The 21,293-nt window shown below is 72.3% G+C and carries 18 protein-coding genes; 2 read left to right on the forward strand and 16 right to left on the reverse strand.

Annotated elements, in window-relative coordinates; genetic code table 11:
* Nucleotides 1-82 precede the first annotated feature (82 nt).
* The 4 genes from ACKUU6_RS11100 to ACKUU6_RS11115 all read right to left on the reverse strand — a co-directional run bounded on the left by ACKUU6_RS11100 (nucleotide 83) and on the right by ACKUU6_RS11115 (nucleotide 6,103).
* Nucleotides 83-2,506 (reverse strand): [protein-PII] uridylyltransferase, encoded by a 2,424-nt coding sequence (locus ACKUU6_RS11100; protein WP_407988331.1) that lies wholly within the window; start codon nucleotides 2,504-2,506, stop codon nucleotides 83-85.
* Between the two features lie 97 nt (nucleotides 2,507-2,603).
* The gene (locus ACKUU6_RS11105; RefSeq protein WP_407988332.1) at nucleotides 2,604-2,942 is read right to left on the reverse strand and encodes a P-II family nitrogen regulator; all 339 of its coding nucleotides are present in this window, start codon (nucleotides 2,940-2,942) and stop codon (nucleotides 2,604-2,606) included.
* Nucleotides 2,942-4,258 (reverse strand): ammonium transporter, encoded by a 1,317-nt coding sequence (locus tag ACKUU6_RS11110; protein WP_407988333.1) that lies wholly within the window; start codon nucleotides 4,256-4,258, stop codon nucleotides 2,942-2,944. Before ACKUU6_RS11110 ends, ACKUU6_RS11105 begins: the two co-directional genes overlap by 1 nt.
* Before the next feature lie 390 nt (nucleotides 4,259-4,648).
* Nucleotides 4,649-6,103, reverse strand: a complete 1,455-nt coding sequence (locus tag ACKUU6_RS11115) for a hypothetical protein (RefSeq protein WP_407988334.1) — start codon at nucleotides 6,101-6,103, stop codon at nucleotides 4,649-4,651.
* A gap of 477 nt (nucleotides 6,104-6,580) precedes the next feature.
* Between ACKUU6_RS11115 and ACKUU6_RS11120 the strand changes: the two genes are divergently transcribed.
* Complete coding sequence (locus tag ACKUU6_RS11120; protein WP_407988335.1) at nucleotides 6,581-7,261, forward strand: bifunctional DNA primase/polymerase; 681 nt, start codon at nucleotides 6,581-6,583, stop codon at nucleotides 7,259-7,261.
* A gap of 86 nt (nucleotides 7,262-7,347) precedes the next feature.
* Here ACKUU6_RS11120 and ftsY read toward each other — a convergent pair whose 3' ends face one another.
* From ftsY to ACKUU6_RS11145, 5 genes are all read right to left on the reverse strand, one after another.
* Complete coding sequence (ftsY, locus tag ACKUU6_RS11125) at nucleotides 7,348-8,541, reverse strand: signal recognition particle-docking protein FtsY (RefSeq protein WP_407988336.1); 1,194 nt, start codon at nucleotides 8,539-8,541, stop codon at nucleotides 7,348-7,350.
* Between the two features lie 61 nt (nucleotides 8,542-8,602).
* Nucleotides 8,603-12,193 carry a chromosome segregation protein SMC gene (smc, locus tag ACKUU6_RS11130; protein ID WP_407988337.1) on the reverse strand — a complete coding sequence of 1,197 codons (3,591 nt, stop codon included), beginning with the start codon at nucleotides 12,191-12,193 and terminating at the stop codon, nucleotides 8,603-8,605.
* Nucleotides 12,194-12,410: 217 nt separating this feature from the next.
* Entirely contained in the window at nucleotides 12,411-12,614 is a 204-nt protein-coding gene (locus ACKUU6_RS11135; protein WP_407988338.1) for a hypothetical protein, read from the reverse strand.
* A 394-nt stretch (nucleotides 12,615-13,008) separates the two neighbouring features.
* On the reverse strand, nucleotides 13,009-13,293 hold the full coding sequence (locus ACKUU6_RS11140) for an acylphosphatase (RefSeq protein WP_407988339.1): 285 nt from the start codon (nucleotides 13,291-13,293) through the stop codon (nucleotides 13,009-13,011).
* Nucleotides 13,294-13,471: 178 nt separating this feature from the next.
* Nucleotides 13,472-14,821, reverse strand: coding sequence for a hypothetical protein (locus ACKUU6_RS11145; RefSeq protein WP_407988340.1), 1,350 nt, complete (start codon nucleotides 14,819-14,821; stop codon nucleotides 13,472-13,474).
* A gap of 187 nt (nucleotides 14,822-15,008) precedes the next feature.
* Here ACKUU6_RS11145 and ACKUU6_RS11150 point away from each other — a divergent pair, with 187 nt between their 5' ends.
* Entirely contained in the window at nucleotides 15,009-15,920 is a 912-nt protein-coding gene (locus ACKUU6_RS11150) for a hypothetical protein (RefSeq protein ID WP_407988341.1), read from the forward strand.
* A gap of 139 nt (nucleotides 15,921-16,059) precedes the next feature.
* Here the strand turns inward: ACKUU6_RS11150 and mutM are convergent, their stop codons facing one another.
* The 7 genes from mutM to rsmD all read right to left on the reverse strand — a co-directional run bounded on the left by mutM (nucleotide 16,060) and on the right by rsmD (nucleotide 21,176).
* Nucleotides 16,060-16,914 carry a bifunctional DNA-formamidopyrimidine glycosylase/DNA-(apurinic or apyrimidinic site) lyase gene (gene mutM / locus ACKUU6_RS11155; RefSeq protein ID WP_407988342.1) on the reverse strand — a complete coding sequence of 285 codons (855 nt, stop codon included), beginning with the start codon at nucleotides 16,912-16,914 and terminating at the stop codon, nucleotides 16,060-16,062.
* A gap of 22 nt (nucleotides 16,915-16,936) precedes the next feature.
* Nucleotides 16,937-17,710, reverse strand: a complete 774-nt coding sequence (gene rnc, locus ACKUU6_RS11160) for a ribonuclease III (RefSeq protein WP_407988343.1) — start codon at nucleotides 17,708-17,710, stop codon at nucleotides 16,937-16,939.
* 20 nt (nucleotides 17,711-17,730) lie between these two features.
* Nucleotides 17,731-17,904, reverse strand: a complete 174-nt coding sequence (gene rpmF, locus ACKUU6_RS11165; RefSeq protein ID WP_030056747.1) for a 50S ribosomal protein L32 — start codon at nucleotides 17,902-17,904, stop codon at nucleotides 17,731-17,733.
* 2 nt (nucleotides 17,905-17,906) lie between these two features.
* The gene (locus tag ACKUU6_RS11170) at nucleotides 17,907-18,551 is read right to left on the reverse strand and encodes a YceD family protein (protein ID WP_407988344.1); all 645 of its coding nucleotides are present in this window, start codon (nucleotides 18,549-18,551) and stop codon (nucleotides 17,907-17,909) included.
* Nucleotides 18,552-18,693: 142 nt separating this feature from the next.
* On the reverse strand, nucleotides 18,694-19,869 hold the full coding sequence (locus ACKUU6_RS11175; protein WP_407988345.1) for a cell division initiation protein: 1,176 nt from the start codon (nucleotides 19,867-19,869) through the stop codon (nucleotides 18,694-18,696).
* Nucleotides 19,870-20,066: 197 nt separating this feature from the next.
* Nucleotides 20,067-20,555 (reverse strand): pantetheine-phosphate adenylyltransferase, encoded by a 489-nt coding sequence (gene coaD / locus ACKUU6_RS11180; protein WP_407988346.1) that lies wholly within the window; start codon nucleotides 20,553-20,555, stop codon nucleotides 20,067-20,069.
* Nucleotides 20,556-20,591: 36 nt separating this feature from the next.
* Nucleotides 20,592-21,176: a 16S rRNA (guanine(966)-N(2))-methyltransferase RsmD gene (gene rsmD, locus ACKUU6_RS11185; RefSeq protein WP_407988347.1), complete on the reverse strand. Its 585-nt coding sequence runs from the start codon at nucleotides 21,174-21,176 to the stop codon at nucleotides 20,592-20,594.
* Nucleotides 21,177-21,293 lie beyond the last annotated feature (117 nt).

Here is a 21,293-nt window from a genome sequence, read left to right on the forward strand (position 1 = left end):
GCGGCATCGGTACGGGTACGGTCGTCGCCCCCAGGGTATCGGGCCGGTCCGGCAACGGTCCCCACCCCGGTGCGATCCCCGGTCAGCCCAGCGCGGACTGCACCGCCACGGCCACCTCGCGGGCCCGTCCGGCGGTCAGCGGACGGCCCTCAGGATCGGTCACGTAGAACGCGTCCACCGCGTCCGCGCCGAGCGTGGAGACGTGCGCGGTACGGACCCGGACGCCCGCCGCGTCCAGCGCCCGGCCGATCCGGTGCAGCAGGCCGGGGGCGTCGTGGGCGCGGACCTCCAGCACGGTGGCGCTGCTGGAGGCGCCGCCGGGCGCGACCGTGACCACCGGCGGCGGGGTGGCGATCCCCCGGCGGCGCGGTGCGGCGGCGTCCCGCTCGGCCAGCTTGCGGGCCACGTCCAGCGAACCGTCCAGCGCCCGGCGCAGATCGGCCCGCAGCCTGGCCCCCTCCGGGACCTCGCCGTACTCCGCCGCCACCGTCCAGGACAGCAGCAGCACCGGGCCCGCGCCGACCGGGTCCAGCTCGCGCAGTCCGGCCGAGCGGACCGTCAGGCGGTGCAGCGCCAGCACCCCGGCCACCGTGCCGAGCAGGCCGGGACGGTCGGGCAGCGCCAGGGTCAGTTCGACGCCCATCGGCTCGGTGGAGAAGGAGTCGTGCTGGGTCTGCGCCAGCAGGGTCAGCGCCGGGCCGCCGGTACGGCCCGCCTCGACCGCGAGCCGCTCCTCCTCGGCGGTCGGCTCGGCGTCGGCCGGGTACGAGCTGTTGCCCGCCAGCCGCTCCGCCGCCCGCTCGGCCAGGCCGCGCACCAGCGAGGCCCGCCAGCCGCTCCAGGCGGCGGGGCCGGTGGCGGTGGCGTCCGCCTCGGTCAGCGCGTGCAGCAGCTCCAGGTGCGACAGCGTGCCGACCACCTTGGTGATCAGGTCGACGGTGGCCGGGTCGTCAGGGTCCCGCCGGGTCGCGGTGTCCACCAGGGTCAGGTGGTGGCGCACCAGCAGGGCCAGGGTGTCGGTGTCGGCCTTGTCGAAGCCCATCCGGGCCGCCACGTCGCGGACGATCACCTCGCCGGCTTCCGAGTGGTCACCCGGCCAGCCCTTGCCGATGTCGTGCAGCAGCGCGGCCACCAGCAGCAGGTCGGGCCTGGCCACCCGGCGGGTCATCGCGGCCGCCTTCACCGCCGTCTCGATCAGGTGCCGGTCCACCGTCCAGCGGTGCACCGCGTTGCGCTGCGGGCGGCAGCGGACCCGCTCCCAGTCCGGCAACAGACGGGTGATCAGCCCCTCCGCCTCGTAGGCCTCCCAGACCGGGATGGCCGCCTCCCCCGCGCCCAGCAGGGTGATCAGCTGCTCCCTGGCCTCGTCCGGCCACGGCACCGGCAGCGGCCTGGTCTCGGCGGCCAGTCGGCGGACCGTGGCGTAACCGACCGTCAGACCGGCCTGCGCGGCGGCGGCCGCGGCGCGCAGCGCCAGGACCGGGTCCTGCCCGGGCCTGGCGCCCTGGGCGAGCACCGCCTCGCCGTCCTGCTCGACCACGCCCTCGGCCAGCGGCCGGCGCTCCACCGCACCGCGCGCCACCGCGCCGCTGCCCCGGCCGACGCCGGTGAACGGGAAGGCCAGCCGGGAGACCCGTCGGCCCCGGCCGCTGCGGGCGGCCAGCACGCGTTCGACGGACCGCCAGGTGACGTCCCCGGCGTAGCTGATGGTGCGGGCGGCCTCGTAGACCTGCCGGAGCAGGATGTCGGCGTCCAGCACGCCCAGCCGGACCGCCACCTGGTCCTGCTCCTGGAGGGCGAGCCGTTCGGTGGCCCGGCCCGTGGTCAGGTGCAGCGCGTCCCGGACGTCGGCGAGCCGAGCGGCGGCCGCCTCGAGGCCGTCCCTGGGGGCGTCGGCCAGCCAGCTGGCGGCGATCGCGTTGAGGGCCACCACGTCCCGCAGGCCGCCCCTGGCCTCCTTGAGGTCCGGCTCCAGCAGGAACGACAACTCGCCGTGCCGCTCGGCCCGTTCGAGGCAGGACTGCCGGAGTTCGGGAAGCCGCTTCGGTGCGGTGGCCCGCCAGTCGGCCAGGACGTTCGAGCGCAGCTCCGCCGTCAGGTCCTGGTCACCGGCCAGGTGCCTGGCGTCCAGCAGGCCGAGCTGTGCCTTGAGGTCCTCGGCGGCCACCGCCCGGGCCTCGGCGGGGGTGCGAACAGCGTGGTCCAGTGCGGCGCCGCCGTCCCAGACGGGGTACCAGATCCGCTCCGGCAGCGCCGGGTCGATCGGTCCGGTGTGCAGCAGCAGGACGTCCAGGTCGCTGCGCGGGGAGAGCTCGCCCCGGCCGTAGCCACCGACCGCGACCAGCGCGGTGCCGGACGGGGCGCCGGCCGCCCCGTACAGCCCCGCGAGCCAGTCGTCGGCCAGCCGGGACAGGGCGGTCCTGCGGGCCACCCCGCCCAGACCCGGCTCCGCCAGCAGGCGGGTCCGGGCGGCGGCGTACTCGGAGGGCTGGTCGGTGGTGGTCACGGCGAGTTCCCCGTCCGTCGGTGCTGCGGGACATACGCGTCCGGCGGGCCGGTCGCCCGAAGGGGCGACCGGCCCGCCAAGGGCCATGCGGCGAATGCTAGATCGCGTCGGGACCGCGCTCGCCGGTCCGCACGCGGACGGCGGTTTCGACCGCGACGCTCCAGACCTTGCCGTCACCGATCTTGCCGGTGCGGGCGGCCTTCACCAGGACGTCGATGACCTCGTCGGCCGCCTCGTCCTCGACCAGGACCTCGACCCGGACCTTCGGCACCAGGTCGACGGTGTACTCCGCGCCCCGGTACACCTCGGTGTGGCCGCGCTGCCGGCCGTAGCCGCTGGCCTCGGTGACGGTCAGACCCTGCACGCCGTACTCCTGGAGGGCGGTCTTGACCTCGTCCAGCCGGTGCGGCTTGATGACTGCGGTGATGAGCTTCATCAGGCGTCGACCTTCTTCTCGGCGGTGGGAGCGGCGGGAGCGGCGGCACTGCGGCCCAGGGTGGCGCCGACGGCGCTGAAGTCGTAGGCCGACTCGGCGTGTTCGGCCTGGTCGATGCCGGCCACCTCGACGTCCTCGGAGACCCGGAAGCCGACCGTCTTGTCGATCGCCTGACCGAGCAGCCAGGAGACCACGAAGGAGTACGCGCCGACCACGGCGACACCCATCGCCTGCTTGCCGAGCTGCTCGAACCCGCCGCCGTAGAAGAGGCCCTGCGCGGTCTGGCCCACGTGACCGGTGGCGAACAGGCCGATCAGCAGCGAGCCGATCACACCGCCGACCAGGTGCACGCCGACCACGTCGAGCGAATCGTCGAAGCCCCAGCGGTACTTCAGGCTGATCGCCGCGGCACAGGCCGCACCGGCGATCAGGCCGATCGCGATGGCACCGAGCGGGCTGACCGAACCACAGGCCGGGGTGATGGCGACCAGACCGGCGACCGCACCGGAGGCAGCGCCCAGCGTGGTGAACGCGCCGTGCCTGATCTTCTCGTAGGCGAGCCAGCCGAGCACCGCAGCGGCGGTGGCCACCTGGGTGTTGATGAAGGCCATGCCCGCGACACCGTTGGCGGCCAGCGCCGAACCGGCGTTGAAGCCGAACCAGCCGAACCAGAGCAGACCGGAGCCGAGCATCACCAGCGGGAGGCTGTGCGGACGCATCGGGTCCTTCTTGAAGCCGATCCGCTTGCCCAGCACCAGGCAGAGCGCCAGGCCCGCCGCACCGGCGTTGATGTGCACCGCGGTACCACCGGCGAAGTCGATCACGCCGTTGCGGTCGCCGAGCCAGCCGCCGTTGCCGCCGTCGAAGAAGAACACCCAGTGCGCGACCGGGAAGTAGACGATCGTCACCCAGAGCGCGATGAACAGGCCCCAGGCGGCGAACTTGGCACGGTCCGCGACGGCACCGCTGATCAGCGCAGGCGTGATGATCGCGAACATGAGCTGGAAGGCCGAGAACGCGGTGACCGGGATGGTGCCGGTGAGGTCGTTCAGGCCGATGCCGCGCATGCCCAGGAAGTCGAGGTTGCCGATCAGACCGGCACCCGCGTCGGGGCCGAAGGCGAGCGAGTAGCCGTAGAGGACCCAGAGCACGCTGACGATCGCGAGCGAGATGAAGCTCATGACCAGCATGTTGAGTGTGCTCTTGACCCTGACCATTCCGCCGTAGAAGAAGGCGAGCCCAGGGGTCATCACCATGACCAGGGCTGCACAGATGAACACAAAGGCGGTATCGCCCGCGCTGAAGCCGTCCGGCATCGGCGTCTCCTCGTGAATGAATGCCGCTCCACCCGCAGGATCCCTGTCCCGTGCCACCTGGGGTGTCGGCGATGAGAAGGAGAGTGCCGAAGGCTGATTTCGGCCGATGCGGCTAGGTGTTTCGCGGCCGTGACGCACCGCACCACGACGTTACGAGGAGATGAACTACGGCCGTGCCATGACACGCCATGAGGTACCGTACGGCCTCGTCGCACGGCGTGTGTCCGGATGATCACCGACCGTGGTGCCACTGGGGCTGCGGGGGCGCGGGAGCCCGGTCGCAGGCGGACCTGCGGGGCACCACGGTCGGTACGGCCGGGCGGAGTTGGCCGAAACCGAACCGTGACCGACGGCCGGCCCGCAGAGCGGGGCCGACGGCCGGTCGGCGGCTCAGCCGGTGGGCACGAACTCTGGGATGTCCTGCACCACGAGGTCGGCGAGCTGACCCACCTCGGCGACGTCCTTGAAGTTCCGGGAGGCGGCGGCGGAGGTCTTCCTGATCCGGGTGTTCAGGCGCTCGGAGCGGACCCGGGTGGCGATGTCCACCGCCTGCTTGGCCATCACCACGGCCTGCTCCGGCTCGTTCTGCAGCAGGTGCACGCTGGACATGCCGATCAGGTTGAACGCGTAGCTGCGGATGTGGTCCGGGTCCTCCCGGAACAGGTCCACCGCGCGCTCCATCACCGGCGCGGACATCGAGGCGTACAGCGGGCTGCGGGTGGTGTGGTAGGCCAGATCCCGGAAGGAGTGGGCGTTCTCCGCGTTCAACTCGGCCAGCGAGAAGAACTTCAGCCAGTCCGGGTCGTTGTCGCCCCGGCCGCAGTCGCTGAAGGTGTCCTCGGCCAGCCGGGCCGCCCGGGCGCAGCGGTTGACCTCGCCGATCGTGGAGTAGGCCCGCGCCTCCATCGCGAACAGCAGCGACTGCTGGCGCGGGCTGGCGCTGTCCCGGCTGCCGTACTGGGCCAGGTGGATCAGCTCCAGGGCGTCCTCGCCCCGGTTCAGGTGGATCATCTGGCGGCTCATGTCGGTGAGGATCTGCGCACCGAACGGCCGGTCCCCCGCCTCCTTGGCCGCGTGCAGGGCCAGCACGTAGTACTTCTGCGCGCTCGGGTGCATGCCGACGTCGTACGACATCCAGCCCGCCAGGTGGGCGAGTTCGGCGGTGAGCCGGAACAGCCGCTTGGTGGTCTGCTCGGGGTAGCTCTCCTGCAACAGGTCGGTGACCTCGTGGAGTTGGCCGACCACGGCCTTGCGGCGCAGACCGCCGCCGTTCTGCGCGTCCCACTGGCGGAACATCACCGTGGTCTGCTCCAGCAGTTGGAGCTCGGGCTCGGAGAGCCGGCCGGAGAACTGCTCACCGCCGGAGGCCGCCGCCAGGATGGGGGTCGGGATGCCGCCCTGGTTCGGCGCGAGCCAGCGCTGCATCGGCTCGATCAGTGCGGCACCCGCCGTCAGCGCCAGCGAAGTGCCGAGGAAGCCACGGCGGTTGAGCATCAGATCGCTGCGCGAGTACTCGCTGATCAGCTGCACCGTCTGCGGCGCGCTCCACGGCAGGTCGACGCCGCTCTCCACGGTACTCACCGGGACGGCGGTGCGCAGGCCGAGGTCCTCGATCGAGACCACCGAGCCGAACCGCTCGGAGAAGAGCTGGGACATGATCTTCGGGATCGGCTCCCTCGGCTGCTCGCCGTCCAGCCAGCGCCGCACCCGGGAGGTGTCGGTGCTCACGTGGTGCGCGCCGATCTGGCGGGCCCTGCGGTTCACCTGACGGGCCAACTCGCCCTTCGACCAGCCGCTCCGGCCGAACCACGAAGTCAGCTTCTCGTTCGGTTGCTTCTCTGCCATGGGAACGTTCCATCCCGCCCGGCCCCGCACAAGAGGCCCCGCTCGTCCTAGCCCGCTTCGCCCGCCTCATACCCGCCCGATGTGGACGGTCCGCTGCGTTCCGTGTGCTGAACGTAACGTGACCACCGCCATCCGGGGGAGCATCACCCGAGAATCGCCACCTTTCGCCACCCCCACGAGTGAACTACGCGAGGGCGCCGCGCGCTTCACTGGAGGTCGACGAAGCGCCGGCCCAACTCGCCGAGTCCACAGGGATCTTGACGGCCGGACAGGCCACCGGCCAGGAAGGGGAATCCCGTGCGGCACCGACGATCCGGCATCCGTGACACGGGCACAAGGAGCCCCCTTGCCCTGCCCGCGCGAATCGGAGCACTCCGGCTGCTGCGCGCCGCCGACGCGCGACCCACTTCGCGCCGGACAATCGACGGAACGTCACGGTCCCGTAACCACCGGCAACCCGAACCTGTTGGGGGAGGCATGGACAACCTCTTCGGCGAGCTGCGCTTCGGCTCCCGCCGCCGCCTGCGCGGTACCGCGTTCCAGGCGGCCGCGGAGTACACCGGCCGCTGGGGCTGGGCGGTCGCCGTCGGCGCCGGCGCCACCCGCGCGGACGGCCGCTGCTCCTGCTCGGCCGCCCACTGCGCCGCCCCCGGCCTGCACCAGGGGCTCGGCCCCGCGCACACCGTGGACCCGGCCACCGGGGCGGGCGCCGCCGACCTGAACCGGCTGCGCGGCGGCGAGTCCGCCCTGCTGCTGCCGACCGGCCGCTCCTTCGACGTCCTCGACGTCCCGGCCCAGCCCGGCCTGCAGGCCCTGGTCCGACTGGAGCGGATGGGCACCCAGGTCGGCCCCGTGCTCGGCCTGCCGACCGGCCGCCTGCTCTTCTTCGTCGCCCCCGGAGCGGCCCGGCGACTCCCCGACCTCCTGTACCGGATGGGCTGGGACGACACCACCCTCGACCTCTCCTGCCACGGCGAGGGCGACTACGTGGCCGCCCCGCCCACCACCCTCGGCACGCTCGGGCCCGCCCGCTGGCTCCGCCACCCCTGCCGCGACAGCGCCGCCTGCCCCCCGGAGGCCCGCCTCCTGCTCGGCACCATCGCCTACGCCTGCCACCGCACCCGCGAACGCACCGCCGAGCCGGCGCGCACGGCCTGAGGCGCGCGGCTCGGAAACGGCCAGGGGCTCGGGGAACACCGCGACAGTGCCTGAGCACCCGCAGCGCAGCCCCGAGCCCCTGTCGGCTACTCCCCGATCAGCGCGTCCACGAACGCGCCCGCCTCGAACGGCGCCAGGTCGTCCGCGCCCTCACCCAGCCCGATCAGCTTGACCGGCACGCCCAGCTCCCGCTGCACCGCGATCACGATGCCGCCCTTCGCGGTCCCGTCCAGCTTGGTGAGCACGATCCCGGTGATGTCCACCACCTCGGCGAACACCCGCGCCTGCACCAGCCCGTTCTGACCGGTGGTGGCGTCCAGCACGAGCAGCACCTCGTCCACCGGGCCGTGCTTCTCGACGACCCGCTTGACCTTGCCGAGCTCGTCCATCAGGCCGGTCTTGGTGTGCAGCCGGCCCGCGGTGTCGATCAGTACGGTGTCCGCGCCCTCGGCGATGCCCTCCTTGACCGCGTCAAACGCGACCGAGGCGGGGTCGCCGCCCTCGGGGCCGCGGACGGTGGCGGCGCCGACCCGCTCACCCCAGGTCTGCAGCTGGTCGGCGGCGGCCGCGCGGAAGGTGTCGGCCGCGCCGAGCACCACCTTGCGCCCGTCGGCGACCAGCACCCGGCCGAGCTTGCCCGAGGTGGTGGTCTTGCCGACGCCGTTCACGCCGACCACCAGCACGACGGCCGGACGGCCGTCCTCGTGCTTGGCGGTCTTCAGCGAACGGTCCACGTCGGTACCGATCAGGCCGACCAGTTCCTCGTGCAGCAGGGCCCGCAGCTCGTCCGGGGTCCTGGTGCCGAGCACCTTGACGCGGGTCCGCAGGTTGTCCACCAGCTCCTGGGTGGGCGCCACGCCGACGTCGGCGGTGAGCAGGATCTCCTCGATCTCCTCCCAGGTGTCCTCGTCCAGCCGCTCGCGCGAGAGCAGCGTGAGCAGGCCCTTGCCGAGCGAGTTCTGCGAGCGGGAGAGTCGGCCGCGCAGCCGGACCAGCCGTCCGGCGGTGGGCTCCGGCACCTCCAGCGCGGGCGCGAGGGGCGCCTCCGGAACGGGTGCGAGCGGCGCCTCCGGAGCGAGCGTCACCTCCTCGACGGTCCTGACCGGCTCGGGAGTCGGGGCCGCTGACTCCTCGCCGACCCCGGGTTCGCGCGGGGGCGTGATGACGGGCGCCTCGGCCTTGGGAGGCAGTTGCTTACGTCGTCTGCCGCTGACGACGAGGCCGGCGATCGCGCCGACGGCGACCACGGCGATGACTACGGCAAGGATCAGATATTCCATAACGCCCCCAGTATCCGTGACGGACCCGCCCGCGAGAACGGGGACATTCGCCCCTTACCGCTTATTCCGAGCCGACCACGGCCTCCGGCGACTGCCGCGGCACCGCGCGCACCGGTCGCTCCCGGTGCTCCTCGCGCAGCCGCTGGCCGATCACCTGGGAGATGCCGTCGCCCTTCATGGTGACGCCGTACAGCGCGTCCGCCGACTCCATGGTGAGCTTCTGGTGGGTGATCACGATCAGCTGGGAGCTCTCCCGCAGCTCCTCCATAATGGCGATCAGCCGGCGCAGGTTGGTCTCGTCGAGCGCCGCCTCCACCTCGTCCATCACGTAGAACGGGCTCGGGCGGGCCTTGAAGATGGACACCAGCAGCGCCACCGCCGTCAGCGAGCGCTCACCGCCGGAGAGCAGCGAGAGCCGCTTCACCTTCTTCCCCGGCGGCCTGGCCTCGACGTCCACGCCGGTGGTCAGCATGTTCTCCGGATCGGTCAGCACCAACCGCCCTTCCCCACCCGGGAAGAGCCGCGAGAACACGCCCTCGAACTGGGCCGCCGTGTCGTGGTACGCGGCGGTGAACAGCTGCTCCACCCTGACGTCCACGTCCTTGACGATCTCCAGCAGGTCACGCCGGCTCCGCTTGAGGTCGTCCAGCTGCTCACCGAGGAACTGGTGCCGTTCCTCCAGTGCCGCGAACTCCTCCAGCGCCAGCGGGTTGACCTTGCCGAGCTGCTGGTACGCCTTCTCGGCGGCCCGCAGCCGCTTCTCCTGCTCGGCCCGGACGTACACCCGGGGTTCGCCGGGCTCCTGGCCCTCCTCCGGCAGTGGCGGGGGCACCGGCTGGGCCGGGCCGTACGAGGCGAGCAGCTCCTCCCCCTCGATGCCGAACTCCTCCAGTGCCTTGGCCTCCAACTGCTCGATCCGCAGCCGCTTCTCCGCCCGGAGCACCTCGTCCCGGTGGCCCGCGTCGACCAACTTGTCCAGCTCGCCCTTGAGTTCGCGGCCGTGCTCCCGGCCGGTCCGCAGCTCGGTCTCCCGTTCGGCCCTGAGCTGCTCCACCTCGGCCCGCTCGGCCTCGGCCCGGGTCAGTGAGACCTCCAGCCGGGCCAGCAACTGCCGTGCGCCGGCCGCCACCGCACCGGCCACCTCGGCCTCGTGCCGGGCCCGGGTACGCCGTTCGGCGGCCCGCGCCCTGGTCTCCCGCTCGGCCTTCGCCGCCCGGTCGAGCTGGTCGGCCCGGCCACTCAGACCCCGGACCCGCTCCTCGTGGGTGCGGACCGCGAGCCTGGCCTCCAGTTCGGCCTGCCTGGCCTCGGCGGCGCCCCCGGCCAGCTCGTCGCGCCGGGCGCCGTCCGGCTCGTCCTCCCCGGAGTCGGCCAACTCCTCTGCCACCGCCAGGCGTTCGGCCAGCTCCTCGGCCGCCGCCAGCGCCTGGGTCAGCCCCTCCTCGGCCCGCCGCGCCGAGGAAGCCAGCCGCTCGGCCTCCCCCGCCGCCGCCCTGGCCTGCCCGCCGAGCCGACCGAGCGCTCCCGCGACGGCGGCCCGCTCCTTCTCGGCGGCCCGCCGCCGGGTCGCCAACTCCTCGACTTCGAGGACCAGTTCGCGCCGCGTCTCGGTAACGGAGGCCAGCTCGCCGGCCAGCCGCTCGCACCGCTCGGCCGACTGCTCGATCTTCCCGGCCGCCTCGGCCACCGCCGCCCGGATCTCCAGCAGGCTCGGCGCCCCGGCCGCGCCGCCCTGCGCGAACCCGGCGCCGAGCAGGTCACCGTCCCGTGTGACGGCGGTCAACTCCGGCCGCTCCCGCACCAGTTCGCGGGCCTCGTCCAGCCCGTCCACCGCCACCGTGCGATCCAGCAGCGCCGCCACGGCGGGCATCAGCTCAGCGGGGCCACTCACCAGCGCGGCCGCTCCGGCGGCCGGGCCCGCCATCGTGACGTCACCGGCGATCAGCAGCGCCGCCCGACCGGCGTCCTCACCGCGCAGCAGCCGCAGGGCGGCCACCGCCGCGTCCAACCCGTCCACCGCGACGGCCTCCGCCGCCGCGCCGAGCGCCGCCGCCACCGCCGTCTCGTACCCGGGCTCGACCTTGAGCAGCTCGGCGGCCGGACCGAGCAGGCCGGTCAGCCGCTCCCCCGCCGCCAGCAGCACCCCACTGCCGTCCTTGCGCCGCAGTCCGAGCGAGAGCGCCTCGTGCCGGGCCAGCAGCCCGGCCCGCTCGCGTTCGGCCAGCCCGAGCGCCTCCCGTACGGCGGCGACTCCGGCCTCCGCCCCGGCCAGCGAGGCCCGGGCCCGCTCGTACCCGGCGTCCAACTCCTCGTCCCCGGCGGTCTGCCGGCCCACCTGCGCCTGGAGTTCCTCGAACTCCGCCTGCGCCGCCTCGGCGCGCACCACCGCCTCGTCCCTGGCCTCGGCCAGCCGGTCGATCTCGGCCTGCGCCCCGGCCGCCTTCGAGCGGGCGGCGGCGGCCTGGCCCTGCAGGCGGGCCAGACCCTCCCTGCGGTCCGCGATGGCCCGCGCCGCAGCCTTCAACCGGCTGTCCTCGAGGGCCAGTTCACGTTCCAGCTCGGCCCGCCGCTCGACCGCCTCGGCCAGCGCGTACCGGGCCTCCTCCAGCGCCTCGGTCAGCGCGGCCTCCTCCTCCCGGATTCGCTCGGCCTCCCGCTCCAGCTCCTCCGGATCCCGCCCGCGCCGCTCCTCGCCCTGCGTGCTGCTGACCGCGTGCCGCACCCGGGCCTCGGCCAGCCCGATCGTCCCCCTGCTCCGTTCGGCCAGCGCGGAGAGCCGGTACCAGGTCTGCCGGGTCTCCTCCAACTGCGGTCCGAGCTGCTGGACCTGGGCCTCCAGGACGGCTTCGCGCTGCTGCGCCCGGCTGAGCTCCTGCTCGACGGTGGAGCGCCGCAGGCGGAGCGCCAGCTCGTCCGCGATCTCGGCCTCGACCGCCCGGCGCAGCGTGAGCAGGTCGTCGGCGAGCAGCCGCAGCCGGGCGTCCCGCAGCTCGGCCTGGATCCCGGCGGCCCGCCGGGCGATCTTCGCCTGTCGGCCCAACGGGCCGAGTTGGCGGCGCAGTTCGGCCACCAGGTCCTGCACCCGGTTGAGGTTGGCGGCCATCGAGTCCAGCTTCCGCAGCGCCTTCTCCTTGCGCTTGCGGTGCTTGAGTACTCCGGCCGCCTCCTCGATGAAGGCCCGGCGGCCCATCGGGTCGGCGTGCAGTACGGAGTCGAGCTGGCCCTGCCCGACGATCACGTGCATCTCCCGGCCGATGCCGGAGTCGGAGAGCAGTTCCTGGATGTCCAGCAGTCGGCAGGTGTCGCCGTTCAGCGCGTACTCGCTGCCGCCGTTGCGGAACATCGTCCGGGTGATGGTGACCTCGGCGTAGTCGATCGGCAGCGCGCCGTCGGAGTTGTCGATCGTGAGGCTGACCTCGGCGCGGCCGAGCGGCTGGCGGCCGCTGGTGCCGGCGAAGATGACGTCCTCCATCTTGCCGCCGCGCAGCGACTTGGCGCCCTGCTCGCCCATCACCCAGCTGAGCGCGTCCACCACGTTCGACTTGCCGGAGCCGTTCGGCCCGACCACGCAGGTGATGCCGGGCTCGAAGCGCAGCGTGGTGGCGGAGGCGAAGGACTTGAACCCGCGCAGCGTCAGGCTCTTCAGGTGCACGCGCCGCTCTCCTCACCTCGGCTTCTCAGTCCGTCTGCCGACTGTATCCGGCAGTACGGACGGCGACCGGGCGACGGCGGTTTGGCCACGCCGGGGCTGGGAAGTCTCTTGGCAAAAGGTTCCGCGCACGACGAAGGGACGCCACGCGGGCGTCCCTCGAAAGCTGCGACCCGTACGGGAAGCTCAGTGCGCAGCAGCGTCGATCAGTGAGACCGGATCAGGTGAGTGCCGGCTCCCGCTGATCCAACTCGATGCTGCTGAGCAGCGAGTGCTCGTCAGCGACAGCGGTGAGTGCGTCGTTCTCGGCCTGCATCCGAATGAGCTCGGACTCCAGGTCCTGGACGCGCTGCTGAAGCCGTCGCATCTCGGAAAGCATTCGCGGGTCGGGGCCGCCGACGTACCCGAGAAGCGCCTTTGCCATGATGAATGGTCCTCCACGCTGAGTGACCGAACCTTTGCGGTATGGGTCTAGGGGGAAGGGGATGTCACGCACCCGTCCGCGGGCCGGTAGTGCTGGCTGGGCACTACGGGAGAGCCGTGTGAGCTGGGCTCACGACGGCATGACCCTGCCGGGAGAACGCATATTGGTGCGCGGGCTTTCAGCGTCTCACCAAAGACGGTACGGGTCAACACGATCACCGCACGCTACCGCGCCCCTGTCACCTGCATGGCGGGAACGACACGCCGTGCGGCCGGGCGGAGGGCCCATCCCGGTCGGAGATGGATCACTGCTCGCTGCGGAGTCAACCACGAGTCTGCCCAGAAGGCAACCGCCTGACACCGGCAGTTGCGGTGCGGGTACGGAGTGGGCCCGGTCAGCGGATCGCGAAGCTGTCGTAACCGTCGCCGGTCGCGCTCCAGATCTCGGTGACACCGGTGACGTTGCCCGGCGTGCCGGGGCCCCTGAGCAGGGCCAGCAGCCGCTCGCAGTCGTGGTGGCTGCCCTCGGCCACCACCTGCACCCGGCCGTCGCCGAGGTTGCTGGTGTAGCCGGTCAGCCCGATCTCCATCGCCCGGGCCCGGGTCCACCACCGGAAGCCGACCTGCTGCACCTTGCCGCGCACCCAGGCGGTGCAGCGGACCGGATCATCGCTGTGCATGGCTCGACCCTAACCCCCGGGACGGTCCCGCCCCGGGGTCGGCTCCCAGCGGGCGGTGCCGACCGATGGCGGCGTCCTGAGTGCGTCCGGTTCCAGCCGGAGACCCTGCTCCCCCATGACACTGCCTGGCCGATCGTCTTCCCGTCGACTCCCCGAGGACCAGCGCACATCACCTGTCTCAGAAGCCTCCGAAGTCCCCTCCGCCGCCGCCTCCGAAGTCACCGCCACCGCCGCCGTCGAAGCCACCGAAGTCCGACGGGTTGAAGTCCGCCCCGGAGTCGTCACCGCCCTGGTAGCCGTCCTGGTAGCCCTCACCGCCGGCCGCCCAGGCCGTGCCGGGTGAGGCCATCATGGAGCCGAGCATGGTGCCCACCAGCAGCCCGGGCAGCATCCCGCCGCCGAAGTAGCCACCGGCCCACGGGCTGTACGCCGGGCCCGCGTTCCAGTACGGCTCCCGGCCGTGCTCGGTCTGCACCGTCCTGGCCTCCGGCTCCTCACCGGCCGCCAGCTTGGCCGCGTCCGCCGCGCAGACCGGCACCGTCCGCCGGACACCGCCGGCGGGGGCCCAGTCCGCGTCCTTGGAAGAGGGGCCGTGCCGGGGGTCGAAGAAGCACGGCGGCCGACGGTCCGGCAGCGGTCGCTGCTCCCGGCGGGCCGTCAGGGTCGCCAACGCGAACCGGCCGTCGGCCAGCGCCTCGGTCACCGGTCGCACCTGCTCGGGCTCGGTGGCCGCGTCCATCGCGCGCTTGGCGCTCTCGTAGCAGTCCAGCGCGTGCGCGTAGTCGGCCCGCTGGGCGTCGTCCGCCGAGGGGTCACCGGGCGCGAAGTCCAGCCGGTCCAGCTCCTCGCCGAACGCGGTGATGTCCTCGTCCACCACCACCCGCAGCTGCGCCAGCTCGGCCCTGACCTGCTCCTCCTTGCGCCGCTTCGAGCGGCGGAACAGCAGGAACACGCCGCCACCGGCCAGCGCCAGCAGCACCACCGGCACCACGATCGCCGCCACCCCGATCCCGCCGCCGTCCGACGAGCCCGCCACGCCCTTGCCCCTGACCTGACCGAGCGCCTGGCCGACGAAGTCGTTCAGGGTGCCGTTGATGTCTCCCGGGTGCGCCCGCAACGCCGCACCTGCCAGGTTGTTCGCGGCCGCGCCGGAGATCGCCGCCGGGTCCGAGAAGGCCTTGAACTCCTCGCCGCGCCAGATCGCGTACAGGCCGGTCACCCCGACCCTGGTCCGCAGATCACGGGCCACGGTCTGGGCCGGGTACTGCTCGCTCGCGGGGAGCACCGCGACGAAGACCGGCTTGTCGGCCTTCCTGATCCGCTCGGTCAGCGCGGCCGCGTCCGCTGTGGAGAACCGCCCGGTCATCGACGGGTCGACGTAGACCTGACCCTGTTTCAGCACCCCGGCCGCCTCCTCCACCCCGCCGGTCGCCGCCGAAGCGGCGGTGGCGGGCAGGAGCAGCAGGGCTGCCAGCAGCAGCCCGAGGAGGGCGGTGGCCTTCGGGCGGCGGAGCTGCGTGCTTCTCATGCCTCAGACGCTACTCGTACGGGAGGGCGTCGGCGCCATACCCCCAGGCGGAGTCTCCCCCGCCGTCGGGCCGCCCCCGGTCGTCCTGGCGGCTGACTCGACCGCCCCGGCGAGGAGGCATAGTGGTGGCTGACCGACTGCATCTGCCACCAGAACTGCATCTGCCTTATCCAGATCGGAGCACCCGGTGATCCTGGGCCTCGTCACCGCCGTCGCGGCATCCGCCTGCTACGGCACCGGCTCGGTACTCCAGGCGGTCGGCTCACGCCGCTCCGCCCGCGAGGAGGCGGCCGCCAACGGCCGCTCCGCCGGAGTCACCGAACACGGCGGCCCCAACCTCACCTCCACCGCCAAGGCCGCCGTCACCTGGGAGTTCATCCTCGGCACGGTGCTCGACCTGATCGGCTTCGGGCTCGGCGCACTGGCCGCCCGGCTGCTCCCGCTGTTCCTCTCCCAGACCATCATCAGCGCCAACCTGGTGGTCACCGCCGTGCTCAGCATCAAGCTGCTCGGCCTCCGGCTGAAGCGGCCGGAGTGGGCCTCGATCGCGATCCTGTGCGCCGCCCTGGTCCTGCTCGCGGTGGCGGCCGGGCCCGAGGGCGGCCACCAGGCGGCGATGGCCGTGCACTGGTGGGTGCTGGGCGCCTCGGTCGTGGTCATCGGGGGCGGCGCGATGGTCGTCCGGCTACTGGGTGCGAGTGGGGCGATCGTGGCCGGCCTGCTCTCCGGCCTCGGCTTCGGAGCCCTCGGGGTCGGCGTCCGGATCCTGAACGGCATCGAGCCCTTCGACCTCGGGCGGCTGCTCGGCGATCCGGCCCTGTACGCGATCCTGGTCGGCGGCCTGGGCGGGATGTACCTGCACACCATCGCGCTGCAGATCGGCTCGGTGAACGGGGCGACCGCCGCCCTGGTGGTCGGCGAGACCGTCATCCCCGGCGCGGTCGGCGTCATCTGGCTCGGCGACTCCTCCCGGGCCGGCCTCGGCTGGCTGGCCGCCTTCGGCTTCGTCCTCGCCGTCGTCAGCGCGGTCGGCGTCGCCTACTACGGCCAGGGCGAACTGGAAGCCGCGCTCGAGCCCGAGCTCGTGGGCAAGCGCTGAAGTTGCACGACCAAGGGCTCGGGGAACGGCGACGGTTCGTGGCCGGCGGATATCACTGCGAAAGTGCTTGACCGCCTACGTACGGATCACCCTTTACGAGGTCGGCGTCGCAGTTCCCCGAGCCCCTGGCGTGTGCAACTCAGCGTGGAGCGCGCTGGCACTTGGGGCAGAAGTAGCTGGAGCGGTTCATCCACGGATCGCGCCGGATCGCGGTGCCGCAGCGGCGGCAGGCCTCGCCCTCGCGGCCGTAGGCGTCCAGGTCGCGGGAGAAGTAGCCGCTCTCGCCGTTCACGTTGACATAGAGGCTGTCGAAGCTGGTGCCGCCCACCGCGAGGGCGGCGTTCATCACGTCGCGGGCGTGGCCGAGCAGCGTCGCGGCCTGGATCCGGGTCAGGGTGCCGACCGCCCGGCCGTAGTGCAGCTTGGCGCGCCAGAGCGATTCGTCCGCGTAGATGTTGCCGACCCCGCTGATCAGCGTCTGGTCGAGCAGGGCGCGCTTCACAGTGGTGCGCTTGGCGCGCAGCGCGGCTATGAAGAGGGCGTCGTCGAAGCGGACGTCCAACGGGTCCCGGGCGATGTGGGCGATCGAGAGCGGGGTGGACTCGGGGTCGCCCGGCTCGGCCTCCTCGACCGCCAGGCCGCCGAAGGTGCGCTGGTCGACGAAGCGCAGCTCGCTGCCGCCGTCGGTGAACCTGAGCCGGACCCGCAGGTGCGTCTCGTCCGGCACCGAGGAGTCCTGGACCAGGAGTTGGCCGCTCATGCCGAGGTGGCCGATCATCGCCTGGTCGCCGCCGAGCGGCACCCAGAGGTACTTGCCGCGGCGCTGCGCCTCGCCCAGGGTGGCCCCGGTCAGCCGGGCGGCGAACTCGTCGGCGCCGCCCGGCTGCCGCCGGACCGACCGTGGGTGCAGCACCTGGGCCTCGGCCACGGTACGGCCTGCGGCCCAGCGGGCCAGGCCGCGCCTGACCACCTCGACCTCGGGGAGCTCGGGCACGCCTGCCGCCTCGACTCTGTTGTCAGCTGGTGGGGTTGAGCTGGTCCGCGTACTTGGCGCGGATGGCCCGCCAGGCGCTCTCGGCGGCCTTCTGCTCGGCTTCCTTCTTCGACCGGCCGCTGCCGTGACCGAAGTCCTCGCCGGCCACCCGGGCGGCGGCGTCGAAGGTCTTCTCGTGGTCAGGACCCGACTCGGCGACCACGTACTCGGGTACGCCGATGCCCACCGAGGCGGTGAGCTCCTGGAGGCTGGTCTTCCAGTCCAGGCCCGCGCCCAGCTGAGAGGACTCCTCGATCAGCGGGTCGAACAGGCGGTGGACGAAATCGGTCGCGGCGTCCAGCCCCTGGTCGAGGTAGACGGCGCCGATGACGGCTTCGACGGTGTCGGCGAGGATCGACGACTTGTCACGGCCACCGGTCCCCTCCTCGCCCTTGCCGAGCCGGATGAAGGTGCCCAGTTCGAGGCCACGGCCGACCTCGGCCAGGGCGCGCGAGTTGACCACTGCGGCGCGCAGTTTGGCGAGCGTGCCCTCGGCGACCTCCGGGTGGAGGCGGTAGAGGGTGTCCGTCACGACCAGGCCCAGCACCGAGTCGCCGAGGAACTCCAGGCGCTCGTTGGTGGGCAGCCCGCCGTTCTCGTAGGCGAAGCTACGGTGCGTCAGGGCACGCACCAGAAGGGCGCGCTCGAGTACGAACCCGAGGCGCCCTTCCAGAACGTCGTATTCGGTCGAAGCCGGACCGCCGGCCTTGCTCCCGTTGGCAGGAGCCGACTTGCGGGGTGAGTTACTGTCCGACATCGATCCGTACACCCCGCCGATCAGACCGAGAGGACCTGGCGACGGTTGTACGTGCCGCAGCTCGGGCACGCGATGTGACCCAGCTTCGGCTCGTGGCAGCGGTCACACGCCACCAGGGCCGGAACAACGGCCTTCCAGTTGGACCGACGGTGGCGCGTGTTGCTGCGCGACATCTTCCGCTTCGGAACAGCCACGGCTACTTCTCCTGGTTCTCGGCTCCACCCTCACGGGTGTCGCTGGTCTTGATTCCGTCACCCTCGTCGCCGGGGGCGGCGGAGAGTCCCTGCAGAGCCGCCCACCGGGGGTCGGCGGCGTCGTGGTGGTGGTCCGGGTCGTCGCTCAGGCGTGCTCCGCACTCGGAACACAGACCCAGGCAGTCTTCCTGGCACACCGGCTGCAACGGCAGTGCGAGCACCACCGCGTCACGCAGCACCGGCTGAAGGTCGAAGAAATCGCCCTCCAGACGGTAAGTCTCGTCGTCCGACTCCTCGTCGAGGTCGTCGGCACCCGCGGTCCGGGCGCGGTGGCGCTCGTCGGACTCCGGGTAGTAGTACAGCTCCTGGAACTCGACCCGCAGGCGGTCCTCGACCGGCTCCAGGCAGCGGACGCACTCGCCCTCGACCGCGGCCCTGGCCCGGCCGGTCACCAGCACGCCCTCGACCACGGACTCCAGCCGGAGCTCGATCTCGATCTCGCTCTTCACCGGGACGGCGATGACATCGATGATGCCCAGGCCCTCCGGAGCCTCCACGGTGCGGGTCACCTTGCGCAACGATCCCGGGCGACGGCCGAGCTCATGCGTGTCGAACACGAGCGGGTCGCGGTGGTCGAGGCGGTTCAAGGTGTCCTGACTTCCTGGAGGCGGCACGCATCCCTGCGTGGCGCGGATTCGGTTCGATCCGGCTGCTTCGAGGCAGCAGAACGGCCCAGCAACGAACAGGCCGGAGTGGTCAGACTACCGGACACTCCGGCCTGGCCCAACTTCACCTGCCGCCGAGCTCCCGCAGCCGGGTCATGTCGATCATGCTGGTGTCGAAGAAGCTGGTCTCGTCCAGCGCGGCCTGCTGGGGCAGCTGGGCGGCCTGCTGCGGGTAGCCGTAGGCGTCGTACTGCTGCTGCTCCTGCGGCTGCTCCTGGTAGACCGGCTGCTGCTGGTAACCGTAGTCGAAGCCCTGGGTGTCGAAGCCCTGCTGGCCCCCGTAGCTCGGCTGCGGCTGCTGCGGGTAGCCGTACGGGTCGGTCTGCGGCTGGCCGGCCGGGTCGAAGCCGCCGCCGTAGACCTCGCTGTACTGCGGGGCCGGGAACTGGTCTGCCTCGGGGGCCTGCCAGCCGGCCGCTGCCGGGGTCGGCTCGGGCCAGCTCTGCTGCTGCGGGACCTCGGCCCGGTACCAGGGCTGCTCCTCGCCGTTCGCGTCGAAGCCACCGCCACCGACCGGGTCGAAGCCGCCCTCGGAGAAGCCGGCCGCGACCGCCTCGGCCCGGTCCTTGAGCTGCTGGGCCTCGTCGGCGGCGGCCAGGTAGGCGCCCAGCTCGTCGATCGAGGCCTTGCCGAGCAGCTTGTCCCGGCCCTTGCCGACCGCTTCGAGGGTCTTGCTGAGCACCGTCTCCAGGGTGGCCAGCTTCACGTCCACGTACTCGTCGACCTCGGGGCTCGGGCTGACCCGCGAGCGGAACTCCTCGCCGTCGGTCCCCTCCTCGTCGTGGGGCTGCTCGAAGACACCGGCGTCGCCGCGCAGCTTGGTCCGGCCGCGGCCGACCGCGCCGAGCGTCTTGGTGAGCACCACCTCGAAGTTGGCCAGCTTGGAGTCGACGTAGTCGTCCGCCTCGGCCAGCTTGCTCTGCACCTCGGCCTTGGCCTCGCCGAGGATCCGGTCCGCCTCGGCCTGGGCGCGCAGCACCACCTCGGTGTCCGAGATCAGCGAGCCGCGCTCGCTGTGCGCACCCTGGATGATCTGGTCGGCCTGGGCCTGCGCGTCGGCGACCACCTGCTCGTGGTCGGCCATCACCGACTGGGCCTGGGCGAGTTCGGCGGGCAGCGCCTCACGGAGCTGCTGGAGCAGGCCGACCAGCTCGGCCCGGTTCACCACGCAGGACGCCGACATGGGCATCGAGCGGGCGTTCTCCACCGCCGTGACGATGGCGTCAAGTCTGTTCTGCACGTCCACGGGGGCTTCTGTCTTTCCGTGTGCCGCCGAGCTGCGGCGGAGGCAGTGCCCTTCGGCGTGGCGCCTCCGGGCAGGAGTACAGACTGTACGTCCAGAGCGGGGGGAGCTCACAACGTCCGAGGCCAGCCGCTCGCCCGGGCGGGGGACGGTATGTGACGCTTCGCCAGAGCTGATCCGATTTGTGCGCGGTGCTACTGCTTCGCCCGCTCGGCGATCCGGGCCACCAGTTGCCGGTTCACCGTCTCCGGCAGCAGGTGCGAGACGTCACCCCCGTACGAGGCGACCTCCTTGACCAGGGTCGAGGAGAGGAAGCTGTAGGTCGGCGAGGTCGGCACGAAGAGCGTCTCGACCCCGGACAGGCCGCGGTTCATCTGGGCCATCTGCAGCTCGTAGTCGAAGTCGCTGACCGCCCGCAGGCCCTTGATGATCGCCGGGATGCCGCGCTCCCGGCAGAAGTCCACCAGCAGGCCGTAGTGCGACTCGACCACGATGTTGCCGTACTGGGCGGTGGTCTCCTCGATCAGCGCGATCCGCTCCTCGACGGTGAACATGCCCTGCTTGTTCCGGTTGATCGCCACCGCGACATGGACCACGTCGTACAGCTTGGAGGCACGCTCGATGATGTCGAGGTGTCCGTTGGTGATCGGGTCGAAGGAACCCGGGCAGACGGCGCGGCGCATGACGTGGACTCCCTTGTGGGGCCTGATGGGTGGCTGCTACGAGTCTTCGGCAGGTCCGTTGGCGGCGCGACCGTACCAGAGGGTGCCCTCGCCGTAGCGCCGGGAGCGCTCCGCCTCGAAACCCTCGGGCCAGCGGAACTCGCCGCCCCTCGTGCTGCGTTCCACGGTGACGAGTGCGTCCGCCGTGAGCCAGCCCCCGGCCAGGAGTGTGACCATCATCTCCCGCACCTCGTCGTCGGTGACCGAGTACGGCGGGTCCAGGAATACCAGGTCGTACGGCGTCCCCGGAGGCCGGCCGGCGATCACCCGTTCGGCCCGGTCGGCCCGGACCTCGGCGCCCGGCAGGGCCACGGTCCTGACGTTCTCCCGGATCACCTTCGCGGCCCCGGCATCGGCCTCCACCAGCAGGACGTGCTCGGCGCCCCGGGACAGCGCCTCCAGGCCTACCGCACCCGACCCGCCGAACAGGTCGAGCATCCGGGCCCCGTGCAGGGTGCCGCGCAGCGAGGCCAGCGTGGAGAACATCGCCTCCCGCGCCTTGTCGGAGGTCGGGCGGGTGGTCCGTCCCGGCAGGACGGAGAGACGGCGGCCACCGGCCACCCCGGCGATCACGCGGGTCATGAGAAGTGCGGTCCCTTCCTGGATACACCCTGCCTGGATGCACCTGACACGCTATCCGCTGGCCCGCGGTCGGGTGCACGCACGGCGGCGGGGGTGCCCACCGACCGCCGTCGGTGG

The sequence above is a fragment of the Kitasatospora sp. CMC57 genome (assembly GCF_045866025.2).
In the GTDB taxonomy this organism is placed as follows: Bacteria; Actinomycetota; Actinomycetes; order Streptomycetales; family Streptomycetaceae; genus Kitasatospora.